Here is a 6,731-nt window from a genome sequence, read left to right as displayed (position 1 = left end):
CCCCTCCTCCTCCCACACGGGCGTGGCGCTCATCTCCAGCGTCACCTCGCCGCCGCCGGGGCGCTCCACCACCATCATCACCCCGCGCACCGGGCCCTGCTCCTTCAGCGCGCGCACGAAGGGCATGTCCGCGACCTTGAAGGGCTCGCCCGAGGCGTGCCGCGCGTTCACCTGCGTCAGCACCGGCGCCAGCGTGTTCACCGCGCGGCCCCCCACCACCGCGCGCATCGGCACGCCCATCAGCCGGCTCACCGGAGGCGTGGCGAAGGACACCGTGCCGTCCACCTCCGCCAGGAGGATGCCCACGTCCACGTGGTTGAGCACCGACTCCATCACCGCCGCTTCCCGGAAGCGCACCTCCTCCGTCTTCAGGATGCGCGCGTACGACGCCTGCGCCGCCGCGTCCCCCTCCCACACCAGCTCCGCGATGAGGCCCGCCACCTCGGGCTCAATCAACCCACCGTGGTGGCGCGCGTAGACGTGCAGCAGCACCTCCTCCAGCGACTTGAACTCGCGCGTGAGGTCCTCGGACTCGAAGTTCTGCGTGTACCGGTCCGCGCCGTGCGAGCGCGCCACCTCCGGCCACAGCCGCACCGCGTCCTCGCCCCGGTCCTTGAGCAGCCGCGCCATCTCCCCCACCAGTCGCCGCAGGGGAGCGCGCAAGTCGCGGCCCGGAATCTCCACCTCGTACACCTCCGCGCGCAGACGCTTCGCCCACAGGCGCGTCACACGCTCCTGCTCTCCCTGGAGCAGCTCCGACAAGGCTTCGATGGGGTCGAGACGGGCCACGTTGAAAAGCCAAGGTGTGCATGGCCGCCCGCCATGGCCACCCAGGCGCCCGCCCGCCTGCCCGTTCCCGACGCCGTCCAGACACGCCCGGTCGGCTGCCCCGCGAAGGTCCGACCGTGGTGCTCGCCCCCGGGCGTCCGGGCGAGCCGTTGCACCCGCTGGCGCGTCAGCCCACCTTCCAGGAACGGATGCCCCTCAACGAGCCCATCAAGAACGACCTCCTGGAGTCGCCATGGCTGTCGCAGCAGGCCATGGCGCAGCTCTTCCGGGGCGAGCTGAGCCGCTCCGACACCTGGCGCACGCGCCTGGACACCACCACCAACTGGGCGCTGACGACGACGGCCGCCGTCATCTCGCTGGGCTTCGCCACGCCGCAGAGCTCCCACGTCACCTTCCTCGTCGGCATCTGGATGGTGGTGTCCTTCCTGCTCGTCGAGGCCCGGCGCTACCGCTATTACGACTTGTGGAACCGGCGGGTGCGCCTGCTGGAGGACGGCTGGTGGGCCCCCATGCTGCGCCGCGAGCCGGTGGACCCGGACGCCCTGCGCGAGCTGGCGGTGGAGATGTCCCGGCCGCAAATCCAGCTGTCGCTGATGTCCGCCATCTCCACGCGGCTCAACCGCACCTACGGTCCCATCCTGCTGGTCCTGATGATGACCTGGTTCTTCAAGGTCTACAGCCACCCGAAGCCGCCCGAGGACTTCGGCGAGTTCGTCGCCCGCGCCCACGTGGCGTGGATACCGGGGTTCATGGTCATGACGGTGCTGGCGCTCATCACCATCGGCGCCGCCTACCTGTTCATCTCCTCGTTCTTCATCCGGGCGCCCCTGGGCGAGCTGCGCACCCGGCCCCGGGGACGACGCGCCGCGCTGTGGGAGTCCTTCTACCGGCCCTACGCCATCCGCCGCAGGCACCGGCCGACCCGCAGGGCCCCCCGTCGCCCGGACGCGGCGTCCGAGCACTGAGGCCCCGGCCCTCGCTCGCAGGCCGGGTGGCCCCGAAGGGTTCGGCATGCTCATGGCCCCCATGTGCCGGCCTGTCCGGCTGGAAGTTTTCGTTCTTCCGGGAGCAGGGGATTTGTGCTGTGAATCCGCACCCATGGCGAACACGCGCACTGTTACGGTCCTCAATGGCGACGGCATCGGCCCCGAGGTGATGGCGGCCACCATTCGCGTCCTCGAGGCGCTCAAGGTTCCCCTCGAGTTCGAGTACAAGGACGCGGGCACGGAGGTGGTGGCCAAGTACGGCACCAACCTGCCCCACGAGTCGGTGGAGGCGGTGCTGCGCAGCGGCGTGGCGCTCAAGGGCCCCACGGGCACGGTGGTGGGCGGCGGACTTCCCTCCGCGAACGTCGGCCTGCGCAAGCGGCTGGACCTGTACTCGTCGCTGCGGCCCGTCAAGAGCGTGCCGAACGTGAAGACGCGCTACGAGAACGTGGACCTGGTGGTGGTGCGCGAGAACACGGAGAGCCTCTACTCGGGCCTGGAGCACATCATCGTCCCGGGCGTCGTCGAGGCGCTGAAGATCATCACCGAGAAGGCCTCCACGCGCATCGCGAGGTTCGCGTTCGAGTACGCGCGCAAGCACGGCCGCAAGAAGGTGACGGCCGTCCACAAGGCCAACATCATGAAGCTGTCGGACGGCCTGTTCCTGGACTGCTGCCGCAAGGTGGGCCGTGAGTTCCCGGAGATTCACTACGAGGAAGTCATCATCGACAACCTCTGCATGCAGCTGGTGAAGGACCCGACGCGCTTCGACGTGCTGGTGCTGGAGAACCTGTACGGCGACATCGTGAGTGATTTGTGCGCGGGTCTGGTGGGCGGCCTGGGCGTGGTGCCCGGCGCGAACATCGGCGAGCGCACGGCGGTCTTCGAGGCGGTGCACGGCACGGCCCCGGACATCGCGGGCAAGGGCATCGCGAACCCCACGGCGCTGATGATGTCCGCCGTGATGATGCTGGACTACCTGGACCTGCGCGACGAGGCCCGCCGGATGGAGAACGCCATCCACAAGGTCTACACCGAGGCCAAGGTCCGCACGGGTGATTTGGGCGGCGGCGCCACCACGCGCGAGTTCACCGACGCCATCATCGCCGCGCTGTAGTCGTCACGAAGCCGTGACACCCCGAGCCCGGGCCGCCTGTCGAAGGCGCCCGGGCTTCTTCGTGGACAGGGGACGACGTCCACCGAGCCGCGAAGGGAAGGGCCCGCCTCGTCAGCCCACCGTCACCTTGCGCACGCCGCGCGCCTCGAGCAGCGCGGGGAGCCGCTCGCGCTGGTCGCCCTGGAGCACCAGCGTGTCGTCCTCCACCACGCCGCCGCAGCCCAGCGAGTTCTTCAGCGCCTTGAGCCACACCTCGCGCTGGGGCGCGGGCAGCTCCAGGTGCTCCACCACGGTGACCTCCTTCCCACCGCGGCCCTTGCGCTCCATGCGCACCACCGCGCGCGCCGGGCCCTTCGGCTCGGACTTGCTCGGGGGCGCGGCCACGGGCGCCACCGTCCCCACCGGCAGCTCCTCCCGCTTCGCCGCCAGCGCGGCGAAGGGGTTGTGGAACGGAGCCGGGGGCGCGGCGGGCGCGTCCTTTTTGTCACGCTTGCCCATGGCGTCCGGGACTCAGTGGTTGTGGCCCGCGTGGTCGTCCATCGGCATGGCGCGCGGCGGCGGCAGCACGTCGAACGCGGGCGCGCTCGGGTTGCCCTCCGCCATCACCAGCGCGTACAGGAACGGCGCGGACGGCAGCGCCTGACGGCCGTTCACCACCACCAGCGGCGTGCCGGTGAAGTGGTAGCGCAGCGCGTACGACGTGTCCTCCTGCAGCTTCGCCGCCGTGTCCGCGCTCGCCAGGCACGACTCCAGCTGAGAGCGGGACATCGAACCGGACGAGGCGATCTCCATCACCCGCTCCGTGTCCAGCATCGCCTGCGCCGCGAAGAGCTTCTCGCGCAGCTCCCAGAAGTCCGACGCGCCCTCCAGGCAGATCTGCGCCTTCGCCGCCACGCACCGCACCGTGGGGGCGTCCGGCCCGCGCCGCTGCATCGCCGGGTTGCACGCGCCATCCAGCGGGAACTGCCGCGCCTCCAGGGACAGCTTGCCCTCCGGCACGCGCTTCTTGAGCACCGCCAGCTCCTCCACCAACGACTTGCAGTGGGGGCACTTGCTGTCGGTCCACTCGACGATCTTCACCGGCGCGGTGGCCGGGCCATACAGGCGCCGCGCCGGCGCCGCGGCGGGCTTCGGCGTGTCCCGGCGGTACATCGCCAGCGCGTTGGAGATGAACTGCTGCTGGTCCATCGGCAGCCCCTTCAGGTACGCCTCCAGCGACGCGGGCGAGCTGTTCGCGCTCGCCGCCCCCGTCGTGGCGTTCGCCGTCGTCTCCGTGGGCGCGGGCGGAAGCAGCGCCCCCGCCTTGGGCGCGGGCGTCGACAGCGAGCGACCCGGCAGGGCCACCGCCACGAACACCAGCACCGTGGCGCCCACCGTCCAGCCCAGCGCCGGGCCCCACTCGCCCGCCACGCTCGGCAGGCCCTTGAAGGCCACGCCCGCGATGAGCGCCACCAGCGCGTACGTGCCCAGGCACGTGGGGCACACCACGCCCGTCTGGTAGCTGGCGAAGGCGAACACGAACACCGACGCCACACCCGCCAGCGCCGTCAGCTTCAGCCCCTGCGACGCCGGGGCCACCGACTTGCCCGAGCGCTCGCGCGCCAGGAACACCGCCGACAGCGCCACCACCGTCAGCCCCCACACCAGCCCCAGGCCGGCGACGGGGATACCGAACAGCTCATGCAACCGGGTGGCGAAAGGCGAGTTCCACACCGTCTCGCAGTTCACCGTGTCGGACACGCCGCACACGGTGGCGCCGCCGGCGCGCAGCGTGAGCAGCTGGCTCCACTGGAAGATGGACAGGGCGCTCGCGGCCACGCCCAGCACCAGCAGCGCCACGGCGGCCTTCGAGGAGGACTTCGAACTCATGCATGCTCCGGGGGCGGGGTCATCAGGACGAGCAGTCGGGCGGGAGCGGGGCCTTCGTTGGTGACCCCATGCTCGGCGCCCGCGGGGGCGAACGCGGCCGCGCCCACGGTGTGGACCTCCTCCTCGGCACCCACGCGGAAGCGGCAGGTGCCCTCGAGGACGACGTAGACCTTGTCGGAGGTCACATGGTGGTGCGGCTTCTGGGCCTGCCCGGGCGCCAGGCAGTAGACATCCAGGAAGAAGCGCTCGGATTGAAAGACGTTGTGCTTCCGGAGCTTCTCCGGGGAGAAGTCCTGGAAGGACGACAGGTGCTTCACATCCATCGTGGCATTCGCTCCTTCGCCTCTATATAGCGACGGACATGGAACCGCTGTCGCTGCATTTTCTTCACGAAGAAGCGCGGGGCCGCTTCCTCGAGGTGGGCGGCCGGGAGGTCGTGGCCGACTACGGGAACGCCGAGGACGCCTACCAGGCCGCCCGTGAGGCCGTGGCCCTGCACGATGCCTCCTATCGTGAGGTCCTCCGAATCACCGGGGAGGACCGGGTCACCTTCCTACATGGAATGGTGACACAGGAGGTGAACAACCTCCCCGTCGGGACCGCAGCCTACGCCGCCCTGGTGAACGTGAAGGGGGCCATGGTGGCGGACGCCCGCATCCTCAAGCGGGAAGCGGACCTGCTCGTGGACGTGGAGCCCGGCACCGGCGCCAAGGTCCGGGAGTTCCTGGAGAAATACCTCATCTCCGAGGACGCCGAGCTGCATGAGGCCACGGCCGACCACGGGCTCCTGCGGCTGCTCGGGCCCCGGACGGGTGCGCTCCTCACGGCCGTACTGGGCACCGACTTCGCCCCGCTGCCCCACCACGCCACCCGCCCGGGGACGCTGGCCGGGCAGGGCGTCCTGCTGGTGGGCAACACCCGGCTGGAGCCGCACGGGGTGGACGTGTGGGTGCCGCGCGCGGGCCTGGAGGCGGTGTGGCGGGCCCTGAGCCAGGCGGGCGCCGACCTGGGCCTCAAGCCCCTGGGCTTCGAGACGCTGGAGCTCTTGAGGGTGGAGGCCGGGGTGCCCCGCTACGGGCAGGACATGGTGGACACCACCATCCCCCTGGAGGCGGACCTGGGCCCGAGCGCCATCTCGTACAACAAGGGGTGCTACATCGGGCAGGAGGTCATCGCCCGGGCCACCTTCCGCGGGCACATGAACCGCAAGCTGACGGGGCTCTTTCTGGGCGACGTGGAGGCGGCGCCGGGCACGGAGCTGCGCCGGGGTGAGAAGAAGGTGGGCTGGCTCACCAGCGTGGTGCGCTCGCCGGCGCAGGGTGGACAGCGGGTGGCCCTGGGGTACGTGCACCGCGACTCGCTGGAGCCCGGCACCGAGCTGACCCTGGCTCAGGGCCCCGAGACGGTGAAGGTGGCCGCCCTGCCATTCAAGGGGTGAGCACGACAATCCTGTCAGTCGGGCCACGGCTCGCTGACGGGGGTGTCGCGGGCCTCGCGGTGTGTCTGCCCGTGGGGCCCGGACTTACGGGCTGTTGAATATGGAACGGGGCTTGCTGTTGGCGCCCCCGCCCATGAAGCCCTCCTCGCTGACCTGGTTGTCCTTCCTCTCTGGCGCCACGGTGATGGCGTCGGAGATGGCGGCCTCGCGACTGGTGGCGCCCTACTTCGGGAGCAGCACCCCGGTGTGGGCGGCGCTCATCTCCCTGGTGCTGGGCGGGCTGGCGCTGGGGGCGCACCTGGGCGGCAGGGTGGCGGACCGGGCCGCGAGGCTGGAGCCGCTCCGGGTGGCGCTCGGCGTGGCGGCGCTGCTGCTCACGGCGCTGCCCTTCCTCGCGAGGGTGCTGCTGCCAGGGGCCACGACGGCGGTGATGACGGGCAGGCCGATGGAGGCCATGGGGCGGGTGGCGCTGGTGGTGCTGGTGGCGATTCCGCCGCTGCTCGCGCTGGGCGCGGTGGGGCCGTTCCTGGTG

7 protein-coding genes and 1 pseudogene are annotated in these 6,731 nt (G+C 70.9%); 4 read left to right on the top strand and 4 right to left on the bottom strand.

Features of this window, described 5'->3' with window-relative positions; all coding sequences use genetic code 11:
- Positions 1-789: pseudogene (locus FL311_RS39595) on the bottom strand (PAS domain-containing protein); the annotation flags it as partial.
- Between the two features lie 188 nt (positions 790-977).
- On the opposite strand from FL311_RS39595, the gene FL311_RS39590 reads away from it, so the two are divergent.
- Both FL311_RS39590 and FL311_RS39585 read left to right on the top strand, forming a co-directional pair.
- Positions 978-1,754: a DUF2270 domain-containing protein gene (locus FL311_RS39590; RefSeq protein ID WP_141332828.1), complete on the top strand. Its 777-nt coding sequence runs from the start codon at positions 978-980 to the stop codon at positions 1,752-1,754.
- A 133-nt stretch (positions 1,755-1,887) separates the two neighbouring features.
- Complete coding sequence (locus tag FL311_RS39585) at positions 1,888-2,892, top strand: isocitrate dehydrogenase (NAD(+)) (protein ID WP_141332826.1); 1,005 nt, start codon at positions 1,888-1,890, stop codon at positions 2,890-2,892.
- 111 nt (positions 2,893-3,003) lie between these two features.
- Here the strand turns inward: FL311_RS39585 and FL311_RS39580 are convergent, their stop codons facing one another.
- From FL311_RS39580 to FL311_RS39570, 3 genes are read right to left on the bottom strand one after another with little or no spacing between them, the layout of a single operon-like run.
- Positions 3,004-3,390 carry a translation initiation factor gene (locus FL311_RS39580; protein ID WP_141332825.1) on the bottom strand — a complete coding sequence of 129 codons (387 nt, stop codon included), beginning with the start codon at positions 3,388-3,390 and terminating at the stop codon, positions 3,004-3,006.
- Positions 3,391-3,402: 12 nt separating this feature from the next.
- Entirely contained in the window at positions 3,403-4,761 is a 1,359-nt protein-coding gene (locus FL311_RS39575) for a thioredoxin domain-containing protein (RefSeq protein ID WP_141332824.1), read from the bottom strand.
- A complete protein-coding gene (locus FL311_RS39570; protein WP_141332823.1) occupies positions 4,758-5,084 on the bottom strand; it encodes a cupin domain-containing protein in 327 nt (108 codons plus the stop codon). The genes FL311_RS39575 and FL311_RS39570 overlap by 4 nt, the downstream gene beginning before the upstream one ends.
- Before the next feature lie 38 nt (positions 5,085-5,122).
- On the opposite strand from FL311_RS39570, the gene FL311_RS39565 reads away from it, so the two are divergent.
- Both FL311_RS39565 and FL311_RS39560 read left to right on the top strand, forming a co-directional pair.
- Positions 5,123-6,199 (top strand): folate-binding protein YgfZ, encoded by a 1,077-nt coding sequence (locus FL311_RS39565; protein ID WP_141332822.1) that lies wholly within the window; start codon positions 5,123-5,125, stop codon positions 6,197-6,199.
- A 133-nt stretch (positions 6,200-6,332) separates the two neighbouring features.
- On the top strand, positions 6,333-6,731 hold a 399-nt coding region (locus FL311_RS39560; RefSeq protein WP_194869566.1), incomplete at its 3' end, for a fused MFS/spermidine synthase.

It is taken from the genome of Myxococcus sp. AB025B, assembly GCF_006518215.1.
In the GTDB taxonomy this organism is placed as follows: domain Bacteria; phylum Myxococcota; class Myxococcia; order Myxococcales; family Myxococcaceae; genus Myxococcus; species Myxococcus fulvus.
Note: the sequence above shows the minus strand (reverse complement) of the source record. Positions and strands in the feature narration are given on the sequence as shown.

Coding starts and splice junctions, on each gene's coding strand:
- FL311_RS39565 (WP_141332822.1), top strand. CDS start 5,123: ATGGAACCGCTGTCGCTGCATTTTCTTCACGAAGAAGCGCGGGGCCGC.
- FL311_RS39580 (WP_141332825.1), bottom strand. CDS start 3,390: ATGGGCAAGCGTGACAAAAAGGACGCGCCCGCCGCGCCCCCGGCTCCG.
- FL311_RS39570 (WP_141332823.1), bottom strand. CDS start 5,084: ATGGATGTGAAGCACCTGTCGTCCTTCCAGGACTTCTCCCCGGAGAAG.
- FL311_RS39575 (WP_141332824.1), bottom strand. CDS start 4,761: ATGAGTTCGAAGTCCTCCTCGAAGGCCGCCGTGGCGCTGCTGGTGCTG.
- FL311_RS39585 (WP_141332826.1), top strand. CDS start 1,888: ATGGCGAACACGCGCACTGTTACGGTCCTCAATGGCGACGGCATCGGC.
- FL311_RS39590 (WP_141332828.1), top strand. CDS start 978: ATGCCCCTCAACGAGCCCATCAAGAACGACCTCCTGGAGTCGCCATGG.